This is a genomic window from Psychromarinibacter sp. S121, assembly GCF_049801035.1.
Taxonomy (GTDB): Bacteria; Pseudomonadota; Alphaproteobacteria; order Rhodobacterales; family Rhodobacteraceae; genus Psychromarinibacter.
In genome coordinates, this window is the sequence record NZ_JBNAGE010000002.1 from 877,487 (window position 1) to 896,307 (window position 18,821).

15 protein-coding genes are annotated in these 18,821 nt (G+C 67.3%); 9 read left to right on the forward strand and 6 right to left on the reverse strand.

The genetic code is table 11. The features are described from left to right. The first annotated feature begins 21 nt into the window (after positions 1-21). Positions 22-1,527, forward strand: coding sequence for a D-alanyl-D-alanine carboxypeptidase/D-alanyl-D-alanine endopeptidase (dacB, locus tag ACP156_RS12720; protein WP_425051704.1), 1,506 nt, complete (start codon positions 22-24; stop codon positions 1,525-1,527). A gap of 144 nt (positions 1,528-1,671) precedes the next feature. Here the strand turns inward: dacB and ACP156_RS12725 are convergent, their stop codons facing one another. The 4 genes from ACP156_RS12725 to ACP156_RS12740 form a co-directional block, all read right to left on the reverse strand. After that, positions 1,672-2,370, reverse strand: coding sequence for a helix-turn-helix transcriptional regulator (locus ACP156_RS12725; protein ID WP_425051705.1), 699 nt, complete (start codon positions 2,368-2,370; stop codon positions 1,672-1,674). A 4-nt stretch (positions 2,371-2,374) separates the two neighbouring features. Continuing rightward, positions 2,375-2,740: a VOC family protein gene (locus ACP156_RS12730; protein ID WP_425051706.1), complete on the reverse strand. Its 366-nt coding sequence runs from the start codon at positions 2,738-2,740 to the stop codon at positions 2,375-2,377. Between the two features lie 87 nt (positions 2,741-2,827). Beyond that, on the reverse strand, positions 2,828-3,583 hold the full coding sequence (locus ACP156_RS12735; protein WP_425051707.1) for a hydroxypyruvate isomerase family protein: 756 nt from the start codon (positions 3,581-3,583) through the stop codon (positions 2,828-2,830). Continuing rightward, positions 3,580-4,158 carry a DUF1285 domain-containing protein gene (locus tag ACP156_RS12740; RefSeq protein WP_425051708.1) on the reverse strand — a complete coding sequence of 193 codons (579 nt, stop codon included), beginning with the start codon at positions 4,156-4,158 and terminating at the stop codon, positions 3,580-3,582. Before ACP156_RS12740 ends, ACP156_RS12735 begins: the two co-directional genes overlap by 4 nt. An 88-nt stretch (positions 4,159-4,246) precedes the next feature. Here ACP156_RS12740 and ACP156_RS12745 point away from each other — a divergent pair, with 88 nt between their 5' ends. From ACP156_RS12745 to ACP156_RS12770, 6 genes are all read left to right on the forward strand, one after another. Next, positions 4,247-5,254, forward strand: a complete 1,008-nt coding sequence (locus tag ACP156_RS12745) for an AAA family ATPase (RefSeq protein ID WP_425051709.1) — start codon at positions 4,247-4,249, stop codon at positions 5,252-5,254. After that, on the forward strand, positions 5,251-6,126 hold the full coding sequence (locus ACP156_RS12750) for a DUF58 domain-containing protein (RefSeq protein ID WP_425051710.1): 876 nt from the start codon (positions 5,251-5,253) through the stop codon (positions 6,124-6,126). Before ACP156_RS12745 ends, ACP156_RS12750 begins: the two co-directional genes overlap by 4 nt. Further along, positions 6,127-8,901 carry a DUF4159 domain-containing protein gene (locus tag ACP156_RS12755; RefSeq protein ID WP_425051711.1) on the forward strand — a complete coding sequence of 925 codons (2,775 nt, stop codon included), beginning with the start codon at positions 6,127-6,129 and terminating at the stop codon, positions 8,899-8,901. 84 nt (positions 8,902-8,985) lie between these two features. Beyond that, positions 8,986-11,079, forward strand: coding sequence for a hypothetical protein (locus ACP156_RS12760; protein WP_425051712.1), 2,094 nt, complete (start codon positions 8,986-8,988; stop codon positions 11,077-11,079). A gap of 92 nt (positions 11,080-11,171) precedes the next feature. Further along, positions 11,172-13,178, forward strand: coding sequence for an alpha/beta hydrolase (locus ACP156_RS12765; protein WP_425051713.1), 2,007 nt, complete (start codon positions 11,172-11,174; stop codon positions 13,176-13,178). Between the two features lie 506 nt (positions 13,179-13,684). Then, positions 13,685-14,872 (forward strand): Hint domain-containing protein, encoded by a 1,188-nt coding sequence (locus ACP156_RS12770; RefSeq protein ID WP_425051714.1) that lies wholly within the window; start codon positions 13,685-13,687, stop codon positions 14,870-14,872. A 116-nt stretch (positions 14,873-14,988) separates the two neighbouring features. Here the strand turns inward: ACP156_RS12770 and ACP156_RS12775 are convergent, their stop codons facing one another. Together ACP156_RS12775 and ACP156_RS12780 are read right to left on the reverse strand one after the other, a co-directional pair. Further along, positions 14,989-15,345, reverse strand: a complete 357-nt coding sequence (locus tag ACP156_RS12775; protein WP_425051715.1) for a hypothetical protein — start codon at positions 15,343-15,345, stop codon at positions 14,989-14,991. Continuing rightward, entirely contained in the window at positions 15,342-16,040 is a 699-nt protein-coding gene (locus tag ACP156_RS12780) for a DUF599 domain-containing protein (protein ID WP_425051716.1), read from the reverse strand. The genes ACP156_RS12775 and ACP156_RS12780 overlap by 4 nt, the downstream gene beginning before the upstream one ends. 87 nt (positions 16,041-16,127) lie before the next feature. Between ACP156_RS12780 and ACP156_RS12785 the strand changes: the two genes are divergently transcribed. Together ACP156_RS12785 and glcE are read left to right on the forward strand one after the other, a co-directional pair. After that, the gene (locus ACP156_RS12785; RefSeq protein WP_425051717.1) at positions 16,128-17,561 is read left to right on the forward strand and encodes an FAD-linked oxidase C-terminal domain-containing protein; all 1,434 of its coding nucleotides are present in this window, start codon (positions 16,128-16,130) and stop codon (positions 17,559-17,561) included. Between the two features lie 80 nt (positions 17,562-17,641). Next, the gene (glcE, locus tag ACP156_RS12790) at positions 17,642-18,760 is read left to right on the forward strand and encodes a glycolate oxidase subunit GlcE (RefSeq protein ID WP_425051908.1); all 1,119 of its coding nucleotides are present in this window, start codon (positions 17,642-17,644) and stop codon (positions 18,758-18,760) included. Positions 18,761-18,821 lie beyond the last annotated feature (61 nt).

Below are 18,821 nucleotides of genomic sequence, written 5' to 3' on the forward strand. Positions count from 1 at the left end.
GGATAAAAGGTATGAAGACGTATGCGTGACGGATCTTCGCCCCTGCGCCTGACGCGGCGCGCGGTGCTGGGCGCGCTCATGGGAACGGCCGCGGGGGCTGCATTTGCGAATGCCCCGGTCCGTTCGATCCGGCCCGAGCCGCGGGACCCGGAGCTTGCGCGGAACTTCGTGAAGCCGGTTCAGGCCCTGATCGACGAGATCGGGCTGACCGGAAAGGTTGGCTTTCTGGTGGCCGACGCCGAGACCGGCGAGGTGCTGGAGGCGCGCAGCCCGTTGCTGCCCCTGCCACCTGCCAGCGTGACCAAGGCGATCACCGCTTGCTACGCGCTGGACGCGCTGGGACCGGACCACCGGTTCAAGACCCGCATTCGTGTGACCGGGCCCGTGGTCAGCGGCACCGTGCAGGGCGACATCGTCCTGGTCGGCGGCGGCGATCCGGGGCTGGACACCGATGCGCTTGGCGACATGGCGCGCGATCTGAAGGCCGCGGGCGTCAGCGCGCTGACCGGCGCGTTCCGCGTCTGCTCGGAGGCGCTGCCGACTTTCGCGTCGATCGACCCGGAACAGCCGGAGCACGTCGGTTATAACCCGTCGGTTTCGGGGCTGAACCTCAACTACAACCGCGTGCATTTTCAGTGGAAGCGCGAGCAGGGCGACTACACCGTGTCGATGGACGCGCGGGCGCAGCGGTTCAGCCCGACCGTCTCGGTCGCACGGATGCGTGTCGTGGACCGCCGCGAGCCGGTCTACACCTATTCAGACGCAGGCGGATCTGACGAATGGACCGTGGCGCGCCCGGCACTGGGGCAGGGCGGCAGCCGCTGGCTGCCCGTCCGCAAACCGGAAGCCTACGTCGCCGAAGTCTTCGAGGCGCTGGCCCGCGCGCACGGTATCGCGCTTCCGCGCGCGGAGTTCGCGGGCACCCCGCCCGAGGGCGAGGACCTTGTCGTCCGCGAAAGCAAGCCGCTGGACGAGATCCTGCGCGAGATGCTGCTGTGGTCGACCAACCTGACGGCCGAGGTCGCGGGGCTGTCCGCCACCGCCGCGCGTGGCCGACAGCCTGCGACGCTGGCGGACTCGGCCGACGAGATGAGCCAATGGGCGCGGGACGCATTGGGCGCGGGGCACGCGGCGCTGGTGGATCATTCGGGCCTGTCCGACGCCTCGCGCGTCAGCGCCCGCGACATGGTCGATGCGCTGCTGGCCGCGCGGAAGATCGGAGCGCTGCCGGGGCTTCTGAAGGAAATCCCGATGCGCGACGAGGCGGGCAACGTCCTGCCGGACCACCCGGTGAAGATCCGCGCCAAGACCGGCACGCTGAATTTTGTCAGTGCGCTGGCAGGCTATGTCTCGGTCGCGGGGAAGCGCGACCTTGTGTTCGCCTATTTCAGCGCGGACATGGATGCCCGGACCGCGTCCGAGAACAGCGACGACGAGGTTCCGGCGGGCGCGCGGACGTGGAAAAGCCGCTCGCGGCTGTTGCAGCAAAAGCTGATCGAACGCTGGGGGACCGCGTTCAGCGCGTGACCCTACAATGCGCGCGGCGTCTTCGCAGCCGGTTTCGGGTGACGCGAAGGTGGCAGGGGGCGCTGCCCCCGTCGCGCAGCGCGCGACTCCCCCGGGATATTTCCGGACCAAAGAAGCCGGGGTGCGGCGCGCTTTTCCGGGTCGTCAGGGCTCGGGCGGGGCGCGGCGGCGGCGTTCGCGGTCGAGATAGGCGGCGAGGCTGATTGACGGGTCGGGGCGGAACGTGCCCTGCGGCGTCGCGCGGGCGATGCGGTCGAGACGGAACATGCGGAAATCCTCGCGCATTTCGCACCAGGCGAGCAGCGTCCAGACCTTGCCCCAGAAGCCGAGGCCGAGGGGGCGGACGATGCGCAGCGTCTCGGCGCCTTCGGCGTCGCGGTAGGCGAGTTCCATGCGGTTGCGGGCGTCGGTCGCGGCCTCGAGCCGGTCGATCAGGGCGCGGGTCTCGTCCGAGAGCGGCTCGGTCGTCAGCGCGTGGATCTTGACGGCGTCCGCCCGGTGCCGTTCGGCCTCGGGCAGGACGGCGGCGATCTTGACCAGCGCCTCTTCGGCGGCCTGCGCCATCGCGAGACCGCCGAAGGCGCGGATCAGGCGGGCGCCGGCCACGAGAGCCACGACTTCGTCTCGGGAAAACATCAGCGGGGGCATCTCGTAGCCGTCGGCCATGACATAGCCGTAGCCGGACGCGCCCTCGACGGGCACGCCCGAGGCCTGAAGGTCGACGATGTCGCGATAGATGGTGCGTTCGCTGACCTCCAGCGCCTCGGCCAGTTGCCGCGCCGTCCGGAGACGGCCGCCCCGAAGGGCCTGCACGATCCGGAACAGGCGGTCGGCGCGGCGCATCGGGTCAGGCGGCCTTGTGGGGTTCGAACAGGCCGATGCGGTTGCCGTCCGGGTCGTGCACGATCACGTAGCGGCCGGGGCGGACTTCCATCTCGTCGCCCTCGATCTTGGCGCCGGCTTTCTCGGCCCGCGCGCGGGTGGCGGCGAGGCCGCCGGGGGCGAGCATGTGGATGACCGTGCCGCTGCCAGCGCCGGGCGCGCCTTCGACGAGGTTGCCGCCGATGCCGTCCTGACCGAAGGCGGCGACGGTCTCGCCCGCCATCTCCATCGGCTCCATGCTCCAGTTGAAGACGGCGTTGTAGAAGGCGATCGAGGCGGACAGGTCGGAGACCGGGATCTCGGTCCAGACGACGGTGGGTTGGGTGCTCATGGCGATTCTCCGTATGGGCGTTGCGATGGCATCCTTGTCGCACAGGCCCCCTGACAGCGTTCTGTCAGCATCTGTCAGGGCGCGGTTTCAGGCCAGCGACGACAGCCAGCCAAGGCTGCTTTCGGTGTCCTTGTCCGGATTGTATTCGCCGCTGATCCAGCCGTCGTAGCCGGTGTCCCGGATCGCGGCGAACAGGGCCGGGAAATCGACGGTGCCGTTGCCGGGGGTGTTGCGGTCGGGGGCGTCGCCGACCTGCACGTGGCGTACGCGGGGCGCGTGGTCGTGCCAGACCGCCACCGCGTCGCCGTGGATCATCTGGGCGTGGAAGCTGTCGTACTGCAGCCCGACGTTCGGCGCGCCGACGGCGTCGATGATCCCGGCGGCGAGCGCATAATCGTTCAGGAAATAGCCGGGCATCGAGACGGGGTTCAGCGGCTCGATCGTCAGGCTTTGCATGGGGGCTTCGGCGGCGGCCCATTTCAGGTTGGCGATGAAAGTGTCGCGCGCAGCCTCGCCTTCCCCGTCACCGGTCATGATGTGGATGTGTTGCGGTTTCAGGCGTTGCGCATAGCGCATCACCCGCCGGAAATCGCTGCGGAAGCGGTCGGTCAGGTCGGGCACGGCGGCGAAGCCGCGCGGTCCGCCGGTGTAATTCGGCGGCGGCGCATTGATCAGGGCAAGCGGCAGCCCGGCAAACTGCAACCGGCCAAGGATGTCGGCCGCGGGCATATCGTAGGGAAACAGGATCTCGACGCCCTCGAATCCTGCATCGGCGGCAGCCTGGAACCTGTCGAGGAACGGCAGGTCCTTGAACAGGAACGTCAGGTTGGCGCAGGGCTTCACGAGGGAAGCTCCGCCGCCGGGATCACCTGGAAGAAGGTGCCGCCGGACCACAGGCCGAACCAGCCGGTGCCGTCGACGTCTTCCGTCGTGCCAAGGTCGACCAGCCGGTAGAAGCTTTTGCGGTCGATCAGAGCTTCGAGGTTTGCGCGGATCAGGATGTAGGGCGAAGGCTCTCCTGTTTCCGGATCTCGCGCAACGCGGATCGGGTGGTCCGGCCCGGCGGTGGCGACGTCGTCCACGTGGGTCAGGAAGGTGAGGCGCTGGTCCCGGCCTTCCCCCTCGACCTCGAAGTCGATGGCGACGAAGGGCGCGTCCTCTACCCGGATGCCTACTTTTTCGACCGGAGTGACCAGGAAATAGTCGTCGCCATCTTTACGAATTATTGATGAGAAGAGCTTTACCAGCCCTTTGCGTCCGATCGGCGTGCCAAGATAGAACCACGTGCCGTCGCGGGCGATCCGCATGTCGAGGTCGCCGCAAAACGGGGGATTCCAGAGGTGTACGGGCGGCGGGCCCTTCTTGCTTGCAGCCTTCGCCGCCTCGGCGATTCCGTCAGCCGAGGGTCTCACGATCATTTGTGCGCTCTCGCGTTTTGTCATTTGTCTTTTCAGGCGATACCTGCCGATACTGAGTGTCGAGAATAGCATTTGCGGGAGCTTTGTCATGGCCGATACCGAGAACCTCGTCGCCGAGATCGAGGCGCTGGGCGCCAAGATGCAGGAGGCCGAGGAATCGATCGCCAAGCGGTTCATCGGCCAGAAGAAGGTGGTCGACCTTGTGCTCTCGACGCTGGTCTGCGGTGGCCACGGCCTGTTGATCGGCCTGCCGGGGCTGGGAAAGACCCGCCTGATCGAGACGCTGGGCACGGTGATGGGCCTGTCCGAGGCGCGGATCCAGTTCACGCCGGACCTGATGCCCGCCGATATCCTTGGCTCGGAAGTGCTGGAGACGGCCGAAGACGGCAGCCGGGCGTTCAAGTTCATCAAGGGGCCGGTGTTCTGCCAGCTTCTGATGGCGGACGAGATCAACCGCGCCAGCCCGCGGACCCAGTCGGCTTTGTTGCAGGCGATGCAGGAGAAGGCCGTGACCATCGGCGGCCAGCCGCACCAGCTGCCGAAGCCGTTCCACGTGTTGGCCACGCAGAACCCGATCGAGCAGGAAGGCACCTATCCGCTCCCCGAGGCGCAGCTTGACCGGTTCCTTGTGCAGATCGACGTGGAATACCCGACCCGCGACTACGAACGCGAGATCCTCGTCGCGACCACCGGCACCACCGACGAGAAGGCGCATGCCGTGTTCTCGATGGAAGACCTGATCGCGGCGCAGACGCTGGTGCGCCGGATGCCGGTGGGCGAGGGCGTGGTTGAACTGATCCTTGATCTTGTGCGGTCGTGCCGTCCGGGGCAGCCTGAGGCGCCCGAGATCGTCAACCGCTCTGTCGGCTGGGGCCCCGGCCCGCGCGCCGCGCAGGCGCTGATGCTGACGGTGCGCGCCCGCGCTCTGCTGCAGGGCCGTCTTGCGCCGTCCGCCGAGGACGTGCTGGCGATGGCGCGGCCGGTTCTGAGCCACCGTATGGCGCTGACCTTCGCGGCGCGCGCCCGGGGTGAAAGCCTTGGCACGGTGATCGACACCGTGGCCGAGCAGGTGACGCGGGTCGAGGCCGCGGCGTGACCTCAGCCGCCGGGTATCGCCAGCGGGCGGAAACCCTTGCCGGCCCGCTTCCACCGCTACTTGCCGAGGCGGAACACCTTGCGCAGGCGGTGCTGATGGGATTCCACGGCCGCCGGCGCGGCGGTATGGGCGACGAGTTCTGGCAATACCGGCCCGCCCGCGCGGGCGACGAGGCGCGGTCGATCGACTGGCGCCGGTCCGGCCGGTCGGACCAGCATTTCGTGCAGGAAAAGGAATGGCAGGCGGCGCAGTCGGTGTTCATCTGGCTGGACGAGTCGCAGTCGATGGATTTCACCGGCGAGAAGAATCGCGTGACCAAGATCGAGCGCGCCCGCGTTCTGGCTCTGGCCATCGCGATCCTGCTGATCCGGGGCGGCGAGCGCGTGGCGCTTGCGTCGTTGGGCACGCCGCCGCGGTCGTCGGAACTGCAACTGCTGCGGATCGCACAGTCCTTCGAGATGGAGAACGAGCGCCCGGACTACGGCGCGCCGGAAGTGCGCAACCTGCTGCCGCACTCGCGGGCGCTGTTCGTGTCGGATTTCATGGGCGATCTCGGGCCCTTGGAGACGCAGCTTGCGAAGGCTGCCGACCGGGGCGTGCGCGGTGTGCTGTACCAGGTGCTGGACCCGATTGAAGAGGCGTTCCCCTTCGACGGGCGCACCATCTTCGAGAGCATGGGGCACACGGTGCGTCATGAAACGCTGAAGGCGGGCGACCTGCGGGACCGGTATCTTGAACGGCTGGCCGAGCGGAAAGCGCGGCTGGACGAACTCGCACACGTGACGGGATGGCAGTACGCGTGCCATCATACCGGCGACAGCGCCCAGTCGGCGCTTTTGTGGATTTATGGTGCTCTGGAGCACAAGCTGTAGATGTTCACGATCGGCTCCATCGGTTTCACGGCCCCCTGGCTTCTGATTGCGCTCGCCGCGCTTCCGATCCTGTGGATCCTGCTGCGCGCGGTGCCGCCTGCGCCGATCCGCCGGATGTTTCCCGGCGTCGCGCTGCTGCTGGGGCTGACCGATGACGAAAGCCAGACCGACAAGACGCCGTGGTGGCTGTTGTTGCTGCGGACGCTGGCGGTGGCCTTGGTGATCCTTGGGTTTGCCGGCCCGGTGCTGAACCCCCGCGAGGAAGGGCTGGGCGACGGGCCGCTGCTGCTGATGGTCGACGGGACCTGGGCCGACGCGCGCGACTGGGCCGCGCGGATGGACCGCGTCGAGGCGGCGCTGGACGAGGCGGGGCGGCTGGGCCGTCCGGTGGCGTTGGTGTCGCTGACCGATCTGCCTGCGCCGGGCGAGCTGCCGTTCCGGGCCGCCGACGCTTGGGCGGTGGAACTGCCAAGCATGTCGCCGAAGCCGTGGCTGCCGGATGCCGAGGCGGTGACCGAGTGGATCGACGCGCTGCCGGGTGAGGATTTCGACACGTTCTGGATGTCCGACGGGCTGGCCCGCGACGACCGCGCGCCCTTGCTGACGGCGCTGGAAGGGCGGGGCGACGTGACGGTGTTCGAAAGCCCGCGCGCGCTGTACGCGCTGCGGCCCGCCGGGTTCGTCGAGGGCGCGGTCGCGGTCACCGCCGCGCGCACTGTGCCGGGAGAGATGGCCGTCGTGACGCTGTCGGCCCGTGGGCTGGACCCCTCGGGGATCGAGCGGGAACTGGCGCGTGAAGACCTGACCTTCGAGGCGGACGCGACCGAGGCCACGCTGGAGCTGGACCTGCCGCCGGAGCTGCGCAACCGCGTCACGCGGTTCGAGATCGCGGGCGTCCGGTCCGCCGGGACCGTCACCCTGACCGACGACGCCCTGCGCCGCCGCGAAGTCGCGCTGATCGCCGGTCGCGACGACCGCGAAGGGCTGGAACTGCTGTCGCCGCTGCACTATCTCGAGCGCGCGCTGGAGCCGACCGCCGACCTGATCGAGGGCGACATGCTCGACATCCTGCTGGCCAATCCCGACGTGCTGATCCTTGCCGACGTCGCGACGGTCAGCGAGGGCGAGCAGGAGCCGCTGCTGGAATGGGTCGAGAGCGGGGGCATGCTGCTGCGCTTTGCCGGACCGCGCCTTGCCGGGTCGGACGTGAGCCGCGGCACCGAGGACCCGCTGATGCCGGTTCGCCTGCGTGCCGGTGGGCGCAGCATCGGCGGCGCGATGAGCTGGGGCGAGCCGAAGAAGCTGCGGCCCTTTGCCGACACCTCGCCATTCTACGGCCTGCCGATCCCGGAAGAGGTGACCGTGTCCAGTCAGGTCATGGCGCAGCCGGACCCGGAACTGTCGTCGCGGGTGATCGCTTCGCTGGCCGATGGCACGCCCTTGGTGACCCGCAAGCGCGTGGGGCAGGGGCAGGTGGTGCTGTTCCACGTCACCGCCAACGCCGAATGGTCGACGCTGCCGCTGTCGGGGCTGTTCGTTCAGATGCTGGAGCGTCTGGCGGTCTCGACCCGGCCGGCGCAGCCGTCGGAAGAGGATCTGGCCGGAACGGTCTGGGCGCCCGACGCGGTGCTGGACGGCTTCGGCACGGTGCAGGACGCGGGCACGCTGCCGGGCGTTCCCGGCGAGCGCATCGCGGCGGGCGTCCCCGCCGCCGACATGCCGCCGGGGCTTTATACCGGCGAGGACCGGCGGATCGCGGTCAATGTCGTCTCGGCCGACGCCGAGATCGCGCCAACCGCATGGCCCTCGGGCATCCCGGTGGTCGGGCTGGAACTGCTGGACGAGGTGCTTCTGAAGGGCTGGCTTCTGGCGCTTGCGCTGGCGCTGCTGTGCGCCGACATCCTTGCGTCGCTATGGATCGGCGGACGGTTGAGCCGCGCGTCGCGCGGGCTGGCCGCGGCTTTGACCGCGCTGGCCTTGCTGATGCCGCAGGGGGCCGACGCACAGGATACGCCGGACGACGAACTGGCGCTGGCCGCGACCGCCGAGGTGGTGCTGGGCCACGTGATCACCGGCAACGCGCAGGTCGACCGGGTGTCCGAAGCCGGGCTTCGGGGGCTGAGCGAGGTGCTGTGGGCGCGGACCTCGATCGAGCCCGCGAACCCCATCGGCGTGAACCTCGAAACCGACGAACTGGCGTTCTTCCCGTTCCTGTACTGGCCGGTGACCGAGGATCAGCCGATCCCGTCCGACGAGGCCTATGCCAAGCTGAACCGCTATCTGCGGCACGGAGGCATGATCCTGTTCGACACGCGGGATTCCGACATCGCGGGCTACGGCGCATCCAGCCCGAACGGCCGCAAGCTGCAAAGGCTTGCCGCGCCGCTGGACATTCCGCCGCTGGAGCCGATCCCGCAGGACCACGTGCTGACGCGCACCTTCTATTTGTTGCAGGACTTCCCCGGCCGCTACATGGGCCGCGACGTTTGGGTCGAGGCCTCGCCGCCGGACGCCGAACTGGTCGAGGGCATGCCGTTCCGCAACCTGAACGACAACGTGACCCCGGTGGTGATCGGCGGCAACGACTGGGCCGCCGCATGGGCGGTGGACGAGAACGGCGGGCGCATGTTCCCCATCGGCCGCGGCTTTGCGGGCGAGCAGCAGCGCGAGGTTTCGCTGCGGTTCGGGGTGAACCTGATCATGCATGTGCTGACCGGGAACTACAAAAGCGACCAGGTGCACGTTCCGGCGCTGCTGGACCGCATCGGACAATGACGCTGGGGCTATGAAACTGGGGCGAGGCCGGGGGCGCCGCCCCCGGACCCCCGGGATACTTGAGGACCAAAGAAGGGCATCTCCTTGACCGGCTCGATCATCTTCGACCCTCTTCTGGAATGGCCGCTCGTCTGGGCGGCTCTGGCCGTTGCCGTGCTGTTCGTGGCCGCCGCCGTCTGGCGCGGTCTGTCCGGCTGGTGGCTGCGCGGACTGGCCGCGGCGGTTCTGGTGGTGGCGCTGCTGAACCCCTCGCTACAGCAGGAAGAGCGCGCACCGCTGTCGGACATCGTGATCCTCGTGGTCGACGAAAGCGCCAGCCAACGCATCGCGGGACGTCCCGACCAGACCGCCGAGGCTATCGCTCGGGTCGAGGCAGAGGTTGCGGGGCTGGAGAACACCGAGTTGCGCGTCGTGCCGCTGGGCGATGGCGAGGGCGACGAGGGCACGCTGCTGATGACCGCGCTGGCCGAGGCGATGGCCGAAGAGCCGCGCGCGCGGCTGGCCGGCGCGATCCTGCTGACCGACGGGCAACTGCACGATGTCGACCGCACGCCCGACCTGCCGGCGCCGCTGCATGTGCTGCTGACCGGGGAAGAGACCGACTGGGACCGCCGCCTGATGGTGACCAACGCACCGAGCTTCGCCATCCTCGGCGAACCGGTGACGCTGACGCTGCGGGTCGAGGATCAGGGCGCGCTGCCGGAGACAGAGACCGGGTTCGCGCCGCTGGAGATCGCCATCGACGGCGGCGAGCCGCAGCGGTTCGACGTGCCCGTGGGCGAGGATCTGGAACTGCCGATCACGTTGCCGCATGGCGGGATGAACGTGATCCAGTTCACCGTGCCCGAGGCCGAGGGCGAGTTGACCGACCGCAACAACGCCGCCGTGGTGCAGATTAACGGCGTGCGGGACCGGTTGCGGGTGCTGCTGGTGTCGGGCGAGCCGCACCCGGGCGAGCGGACGTGGCGCAACCTGCTGAAATCGGACTCGTCGGTGGATCTTGTCCACTTCACCATCCTGCGTCCGCCCGAGAAGCAAGACGGCGTGCCGGTAAACGAGCTTTCGCTGATCGCCTTCCCGACGCGCGAGTTGTTCATCGACAAGATCGACGAGTTCGACCTGATCATCTTCGACCGCTACAAGCGGCGCGGTATCCTGCCTTCGCTGTATCTCGACAACGTGCGCCAGTATGTCGAGGACGGTGGCGCGGTGCTGGTCGCGGCGGGCCCGGACTTTGCCACTGCGAACTCGCTGTATCGCTCGCCTCTGGCCGAGATCCTGCCGGCGGCGCCGACAAGCATCGTGCTGGAGGAAGGCTATAAGCCCGAGATCACCGAGTTGGGCGAACGCCATCCGGTGACCGCCGGGCTGGAGGCCTATTCGCCGGTCGAGATGGTCGAAGGCGAGGGCGACGCCGAGGATGACGGTCCGCGCTGGGGGCGTTGGTTCCGGCTGGTCGATCTAGAGGCGACCTCGGGCAATACCGTGATGAGCGCCATGGACGGCCGCCCCCTGCTGGTGCTGGACCGCGTCGGCGAAGGGCGTATCGCGCTGCTTGGCTCGGACCATGCGTGGCTGTGGAACCGGGGCTTCGAGGGCGGCGGGCCGCAACTGGAACTGCTGCGGCGGCTGGCGCACTGGATGATGAAAGAGCCCGAGCTTGAGGAGGAGGCGCTTAGCGCCACCGCCGAGGGGCAGACCATGACGATCGTGCGCCGCACGCTGGAGGACGGCGTGGGCGAGGTTGAACTGACCGCGCCCGATGGCACCGTGATGATGGTGCCGCTGGAAGAGGTTCGGCCTGGACGGTGGGAGGCCACCGTCGAGGGACCGGAGATCGGGCTGTACCGCCTGCGCGAGGGCGAAGAAGAGTCCGTGATCGCCCTTGGGCCCGCGGCGCCGCGCGAGTTCGAGGCGACCATCGCCAGCGACGAACTGCTGGCGCCCGAGGTCGAGGCGACGCGCGGCGGGGTCGCGCGGATCGAGGACGGTGTGCCCGACCTGCGCGCCGTGCGCGCCGGACGCCCGGCATCGGGGCGGGGCTGGCTGGGGATCACCCCGCGCGAGGCTTATCTGACCGCTGACGTGCGGCTGACACCCTTGGTGTCAGGCTGGCTGTTCCTGCTGCTGGCGGGTCTGTTGATGGTTGGCGCCTGGCTGCGTGAAGGGCGGAACTGAGCTTAGGTTGTGCTGTCATCTGGGTTTCGCGTGACGTAAGGGTAGCGCTCGCCTTAGGCTAACCATGTTCAGTTTACATGGGGGCCTTTCAGATGCGATTCGACGAAATCATTGCGACCGTTGCCGGCTTGCTGGCCCCCGATCCTGCCGCGGACGGGTTTCCCGAGCTTGTCGCCGGCGGTTTCGATCCGGCCTATCCGGTCGAGATCGCCCCCTGTCCGCGACCGCTGTTGGCAAGCGAGATCGAGGGCGAGACCGTGATCTGCGGCAGGATCTCGATGCCCGAGGATCACGACGCGCCGGACGGTCAGCGCGTGAGGCTGTTCTTCACGGTGCTCAAATCGCATTCCGACTATCCGTCTCCGGACCCGCTGGTGCATCTGCACGGCGGGCCGGGAAGCGGCATTCTCGGCAGCTTCGCCGGGTTCTCGCAGTTGTTCGACCCGTTCCGCCAGACGCGTGACGTGGTGATGTTCGACCAGCGCGCCGCCGGTCTGTCGGGCACGAGCACCAGCTGTTTCGAGGCGCTGCGCGCGCATATCGACGTGCTGGTCGCGCCGGGCTTCGATGGCTACGGGGTAGAGCCGATTGCCGATGGCGAGGGGCTGACGGCGGCTTGCTCGGCGGAGTTGCGTGCGCAGGATATCGACCTGTCGAATTACAACACGCTGGAGAACGCTCTGGACGTGCGGGCCGTGATGGCGGGGCTCGGGTACGAGACCTACAATCTTTACGGCATCTCTTATGGCACCAAGCTGTCGCTTGAGGTGATGCGCTCGGCGCCCGAGGGGCTGCGGGCGGTGATCATCGATGGCGTCGCCCCGCCCTCGGTGAAGCTGTACGACACCGTCGCGCAACCGCTGGACGAGGCGATCCAGATGGTCGTCGATCTGTGTGGCGCCGATGCGGACTGTGACAAGGCCTATCCCGATCTGGGCGGTGTCATCCGGCAGGTGCTGGAGACCGCAGCCGCCGGGGATCTTGTGGTGGCGGGCGAGCCAATGCCGGTTGAGGGCGCGATGTTGCCGTTCATGATCCGGAACGGCGCTTACCGGAAAGAGAGCCTGACGCCCTATATCCCGGCGCTGATGTATGAATTGACCGAGGACGCGCAGCCGGTCTGGGAGTCCCTGATCGCCAAGGGCTTCGCGTTCGACACGCTAAGCGACCTGCAGGCGGAAGAGGTTCGCAAGAAGGTAAAGGGGCTGGAGGGCGACCCGCTGCGCGCTGCGGAAACGGTGCTGGCCGAGGCCGATCTGTTCAAGGCGGCGGAAGTGGCGCTTGTCGGGTCGATCGAGGAACTGCGGCTGGCGATGCAGCGGGATCGGGAACTGGGCCCGCTGGGGGCCTTGTTCGACCGCGAACTGGAACGCGCGGGCGGGGCGTGGACCAGCGACCCGGAAGCGGCTTTGGCGGTGGCGCGGGACTATCTGGCGTTGCAGACGGGGGCGGGCGACAAGGCGCGTCTGCTGGAGTTCGTCACGCGCCACTTCGATGACGATGTCCGCTTGCGGGCGCTGATCGAAGCGATGAACGAGGCTGAACTGGCGCAGGTGTTCCGGGTGATCGCTTTCGCGGCCGACCGGCCCGAGCACGAGTATCTGAAGAACGTCCACCTTGGGATATATGCCTGTCAGGAGGATGTCCCCTACAACTCGATCGACGGCTACAAGGAGGTGTCTGCCGGGCTGAACTTTCCCGCCATCACTGAAATCTGGCTGGCCGAGATGGGGCGGTTCTACGAGATGTGCGCGACGTTCGAACCCGCGCCGCGCGACGGGTTCCACGATCCGATCGTCAGCGACATTCCCACCCTGTCGATTGGATCGGGCTGGGATATCCAGACGGCGGCCAGCTGGGCCGAGGTTGCGGTAGAGCCTTTGACCAACGGCCAGTCGATCATCATCCCGGAAGCGGGGCATGGCGCGATCATCTATCAGCCCTGCGTGGTGGATATGAGCGTGGCCTTCATCAACGACCCGACGATAGAGATCGACGACCGCTGCCGGATGGCGGCAATGCCGGAGTTCTGGATCCGGCCCGTCAAGGAAGACGCGGCGGGCGAGGATCTGGATAGCGCGTCCGAAGCGCAACCTTGACGTGCTGCAGGGGCATCGTCCAGGCGATGCCCTTGCGGTTGTTTCGGGCGCGGGCGGAAGATTGGGGCTTGCGTCAAAAGTATTGACAATAGATTAATTCGTTAATCGAACGGCGACATCAGTCCTTCCATAAATTGTTGATGTGTAAACGGTAATTGAAAATGCAATTAAATTGATTCGTCTGGCAGGCACCTTAATGAATAATTAATCAGGCCAATTTGTTGATTGCCTGTGGACAAAAATCGGATCCGGTCTTCTTTGAAGCTCGCCCAATGCGTGTTTCGACCCCAATTGGCCGGATTCGATGCCAATTTCCCGAAACCCATGGCTAGCGCCGAGGCCGCCGCGTTCTAATGCTCTTAAGGCGAACGTTCGAAGAAGACCAAGTAGTCGGTTTTGCAAATCCCGCAGTTTGTTCAGGGGAGCGCGGTTAAATGGTTACGATTAATGTCGATCTCGGGTCCCGGGACCATAGGATAGATCGGAAACGTGCGTCGGACGGGGATGTGATCGTCATCACCGCCCTCGGTTCGCACAAGCTGACAATCGATGGTGTCCAGGTCGAGATACGTGCCGTGTCCGGTGCGAAGCCCGGTGCCCATCCGACATTCGCTGCCACTCACGGAGCCTGTCTGTCGATGGATCACGGGTTGCTGGATGGCGGCACGCTGTCCGGTGTCACCTATGCCGTGTCGGGCGGGTCGAACATCGCGCTGGAAAGCGGCGAGGTGTCCACGGACCGGCCGCTTCTGGCGCATGCGATGGTCTCGTTCTCGGGCGACGAGGACTCGAACTTCAGCTATGACCCCGCGACGGTCCCCGGACTGCCCGCGATGGTGTTCGAAGCGTTCGGGCTGCCCTCGGTTCATCAGGTCGTCTTTGTCGGCCGCCGCAATCTGGAATTCGCCTTCGATCCGGCTAATGGCGCTGGCGTCCTTCGGTCTGCCTCGGCGGTAGGGCAGGAGGTTCGTTGCGTGATCGAGGATGTCGAGCAGGCAGAGGCCGACATGATCGCGGCCGATATCGCCGACCTTCAGCTTGACCCGACCACGGGGCCCGAGCCGATGCCCGCCCCGGTCTGCCTTGCCGCCGGCACGCGTGTTCTGACGCCCACCGGCGACCGCGCGGTCGAGACGCTGAAAGCGGGCGACTTGGTCGTCACGATGGATCGCGGCGTGCAGCCGCTGCGCTGGGTCGGCTCGCGCCGCTGTGGCGCGAAAGACCTTTCCGATCCGGCGAAACGCCCGGTGCGCATCAATGCGGGCGCGTTGGGCGACGGGACGCCGGCCAGCGCCCTGGTCGTCTCGCCCGAGCACCGCGTGATGCTGTCGTCAAGCATCGCCCGCAGCATGTTCGGCACCGAAGAGGTGCTGGTGCCCGCGTGGCGGTTGCTGGAGCTTCCGGGCATCGAGATCGCGCACGAGGTCGCCGAGGTGCAGTACTTTCACCTGATGTTCGACCGCCATGAACTGATTTTCGCGCAGCACGCCCCGGTCGAGAGCGTGCCTGCCACCCCCAGCATCACCGCCGATATGTCGGCAGAGCAGGTGGCAGAGCTTATGGACGTCTTCCCCGAGATGTTCGAGCTGGCCGCCCCGGCCTCGCGCACCGCGCGGCCCGTGCCCGAAGGGCATCGGCAGGAACGGCTGGTGCAGCGGCACCGCGCGTACGGAAAGATGCCCCTGGCATCCTAGAGAAAGGCCCCCGCAGAAGAGGCCTTTACCAAGGGCGTCATCCCCGTGACGCCTGCTTCGAAACGGTCATCCCCAATGGCCGTAAGACCCCCCCCTCCGGACCTGGGCCGCTTTTTTCAGCGGTCCAGGTCCTTCCTGAAGGTCTCGGCGGCCCAGCCGTCGACCGAACAGCGGGGCCGTATCAGCACATGGTCGATGCCATCGGGAATTGTGACGCCCGACAACGAGCGTGTGAACGGTTGTTCATCGACATGCGGATGCAGAAGCTTGCGGAACCCGAGCCGCGTTCCGTCGGGCGCCAGAACCTCCCAGCCGTCGGCGTAGTGATCCCAGCCGGTGTCGGGGTGCGACAGGGTCACGGAAACGGTCCAGGTCGAACCCGACGCGCGTAGCGTCACATCCTCGACCACCGGATCGTCGGCAAGGGCCGGCGACGCGGCCAGCAGCATCAGCGGCAATAGAAGGCGTTTCATGTGGGCGAGTCCTCCATCAGCACGCGGCGGGATTGCGAGGCGAACTCGCGCCGCAGCAGCATAGCCACCGTAAGAACGGTCGCGCCGATCAGCGCTTCGGGGCCCAGAAGCCATGCGGCGGCGCCAAGCGCGAAATAAACCGCGCGCAGGCCGCGATTGAAACTGCGGGCGGCAGAGTTGGCGATGTGGGCGGCCTGTTCCGCGCGGTGATAGGCGGCCTTGCCCTCGTCGTTGGGGGCGGCGCCCATCACGATCAGGCAATAGCCGAACAGCCGGTAAGACCAGATGAACTTGAACAGGGCGTTGGCGAGGAACAGCAGCATCAGCAGGATCTTCGCGTCCCAGATGATGTCGGGCGCATCTTCCAGCGACAAGTCTTCGGCGATGCCCAGCAGTTGCTCTCGGTTGCCGATCAGCGCCATGCCGCCCCCGATGGCGATCAGGCAGGTCGAGGCGAAGAAGCTGGCGCCCTGCCGCAGGTTGCCCATGACCATCGAGTCGAACACACGCGGCGCGCGGGTGATGTAGTTTTGCAGCCAGATCTGCCGATATCGTTCCATCAGGATCGCGGTCGAAGGGCGTCCGGCGGGCGGTTTCTCGATCGCCCACGCCACGCCGTACCACGCGATCAGGATCAGGAAGACGGCGGCGGCGTCGAGCAGGGTGAAAAACTGAAGGCGATCGGTAAGGGTCATGCCGCGAACCTACCGCGCGGCTGTGTCCCTTGCCAGACTTGCCGCAGGGAGAGTATCCCGGAGGTCATCCCAAGGGAGGGTTCCGTCATGGAGATGCCACAGCCGCGCGCAGACATCCTTGCGAAGAAAGCCCGCGTGGTCGACCGCCTGCTGGCGGTGCTGCCGGAAGACGCGGTGATCTTCGAAGAGCACGAGGTGCGCGCCTACGAGTGCGACGCGCTGACGGCCTACCGCTGTCCGCCGCTGGCCGCCGTGCTGCCGTCGTCGACCGACGAGGTCTCGGCGGTGCTGAAGGTCTGCCACGAGGAAGGCGTTCCGGTGGTGCCGCGCGGGTCGGGCACGTCGCTTGCGGGCGGCGCGTTGCCGACGGCTGACAGCGTGATCCTTGGCGTGGCGCGGCTGAACGAGGTGCTGGAGACCGACTATGACAACCGGTTCATCCGGGTGCAGACGGGCCGCACCAACCTGAGCGTCTCGGGTGCCGTGGAAGAGGGCGACTTCTTCTACGCGCCCGACCCGTCGTCGCAACTTGCCTGCGCCATTGCCGGGAATATCGCGATGAACTCGGGCGGGGCGCATTGCCTGAAGTACGGGGTGACGACGAACAACCTGATGGGCGTGACGGCGGTGTTGATGGACGGCACCGTGATCGAGATCGGCGGCGCGCATCTGGACGCGGGCGGGCTGGACCTGCTGGGCGTAATCTGCGGGTCAGAGGGGCAGTTGGCGGTGGTGACCGAGGCCACGCTGCGGATCCTGCGCAAGCCCGAGGGCGCGCGGCCCGTGCTGATGGGCTATGACAGTTCGGAAGTGGCGGGGCAGGTGGTATCGGACATCATCCGCGCCGGCATCCTGCCAGTCGCCATCGAGTTCATGGACCGCCCCTGTATCCGCGCCACCGAGGATTTCGCTCATGCGGGCTATCCCGATTGTGAGGCGCTGTTGATCGTCGAGGTCGAGGGCTCGGACGACGAAATCGCCGCGCAGCTTGGCGTGATCCTTCAAATCGCCCGCAAGTACGATCCGGTCGCGATCCGCGAAAGCCAGTCGGCGGACGAAAGCGCGCGTATCTGGCTGGGCCGCAAGTCGGCCTTCGGGGCGATGGGGCAGATCAACGACTACATGTGTCTCGACGGCACGATCCCGGTCGACAAGCTGCCGCATGTCCTGCACCGCATAGGCGAGATGTCGGCGGAATACGGGCTGGAGGTCGCCAACGTGTTCCACGCGGGCGACGGCAACATGCACCCGCTGATCCTGTTCAACGCCAACCAGCCGGGCGAGCTGGAAAAGTGCGAGGCATTGGGCGCCGACATCCTGCGGCTTTGCGTCGAGGTGGGTGGCTGCCTGACCGGCGAGCATGGTGTGGGCATCGAGAAGCGAGACCTGATGGGTGTGCAATATGCGCCCGACGATCTGGAAGCGCAGATGCGGGTGAAGGATGTGTTCGACCCCGCGTGGCTGCTGAACCCGGCGAAGGTGTTCCCGCTGACCGTCAGCGCCCCGCGACGGGCCGCCTGACATCCCATGACCATTGCCCGCCCCAAAGGGGTGTGGCACATCGAACCACCACGCGTATCCCGGAGGAGGGGACAGGCATGTTGCAGCCCGCGACCGAAGCGGATCTGGCAGAGGCGGTCACATCCGCCACCGGCCCCCTGCGCGTGGTCGGCGGCAGCACCCGCGACATTGGACGGCCCGTGGTCGGCACGGCGCTGTCGGTCGCGGGACTATCCGGGATCGACCTGTACGAACCCGGCGCCCTGACGGTGGTGGTTCGGGCGGGCACGCCGCTTGCGGAGCTCGAGTCGGTTCTGGCCGCCGAGAACCAGCGCCTGCCGTTCGAACCGATGGATCACCGCCCGTTGCTGGGCACCACGGGCGCGCCGACGATTGGCGGTGTGGTCGCCGCCAACGTCTCGGGCCCGCGCAGGGTGCAGGGCGGGGCGTGCCGGGACTTCCTTCTGGGTGTGCGGTTCGTCGATGGGTCCGGCACCGTTGTGAAGAACGGCGGCAGGGTGATGAAGAACGTCACCGGCTACGATCTCGTGAAACTGATGGCGGGAAGCTGGGGCACGCTGGGCGTTCTGACCGAGCTGTCCTTCAAGGTGCTGGCCCGCCCCGAGACCGAGGCGACGCTGGTGGCCGAGGGGCTGTCGGCGAAAGACGGCGTGGCCGCCTTGTGCCGGGCGCTGGGGTCTCCGTTCGATGTTAGCGGCGCCGCGCATGTCGGGGGCGGACGAACGCTGGTGCGGGTCGAGGGGCTTTCGGGTTCTGTCACCTATCGCGCCGGGCGTCTGGCGGACTTGCTGCCGGGGTTCGAGACGGTCGAAGGCGAGGCGAGCGCCACTTTGTGGCGCGATGTGCGCGACGTGACTGCTTTTGCGGGCCACGACGGTGCGGTGTGGCGAGTGTCGGTAAAGCCGACGGACGGGCCTGTCCTGTCGGCGGCGCTGGAAACGGCGGGTGTGCCGCACGAGGCGGTGTTCGATTGGGGCGGCGGGCTGGTTTGGCTGTCGATGGGCTCTGCTTCGGCGGACACGGTGCGGCGCGAGGTGGCGGCGCTGGGCGGTCACGCGACGCTGGTGCGCGCGACGCAGGCAGAGCGAGCCGAGGTGCCGGTGTTCCAGCCGGAGCCCGCGCCGCTGGCCGCGATCACCGCAGGACTGCGGCAGCGGTTCGATCCGCGCGGGATACTGAACCCGGGATTGATGGGGTGAGCGCGACCGCGCCCCCGTTCGAGACATAGAATTCGGCTCGACGCCGGCGTTGAGCCGGGAC

Coding starts and splice junctions, on each gene's coding strand:
- ACP156_RS12785 (WP_425051717.1), top strand. CDS start 16,128: ATGGAGATGCCACAGCCGCGCGCAGACATCCTTGCGAAGAAAGCCCGC.
- ACP156_RS12755 (WP_425051711.1), top strand. CDS start 6,127: ATGTTCACGATCGGCTCCATCGGTTTCACGGCCCCCTGGCTTCTGATT.
- ACP156_RS12730 (WP_425051706.1), bottom strand. CDS start 2,740: ATGAGCACCCAACCCACCGTCGTCTGGACCGAGATCCCGGTCTCCGAC.
- dacB (WP_425051704.1), top strand. CDS start 22: ATGCGTGACGGATCTTCGCCCCTGCGCCTGACGCGGCGCGCGGTGCTG.
- ACP156_RS12740 (WP_425051708.1), bottom strand. CDS start 4,158: ATGATCGTGAGACCCTCGGCTGACGGAATCGCCGAGGCGGCGAAGGCT.
- ACP156_RS12745 (WP_425051709.1), top strand. CDS start 4,247: ATGGCCGATACCGAGAACCTCGTCGCCGAGATCGAGGCGCTGGGCGCC.
- ACP156_RS12725 (WP_425051705.1), bottom strand. CDS start 2,370: ATGCGCCGCGCCGACCGCCTGTTCCGGATCGTGCAGGCCCTTCGGGGC.
- ACP156_RS12780 (WP_425051716.1), bottom strand. CDS start 16,040: ATGACCCTTACCGATCGCCTTCAGTTTTTCACCCTGCTCGACGCCGCC.
- ACP156_RS12765 (WP_425051713.1), top strand. CDS start 11,172: ATGCGATTCGACGAAATCATTGCGACCGTTGCCGGCTTGCTGGCCCCC.
- ACP156_RS12775 (WP_425051715.1), bottom strand. CDS start 15,345: ATGAAACGCCTTCTATTGCCGCTGATGCTGCTGGCCGCGTCGCCGGCC.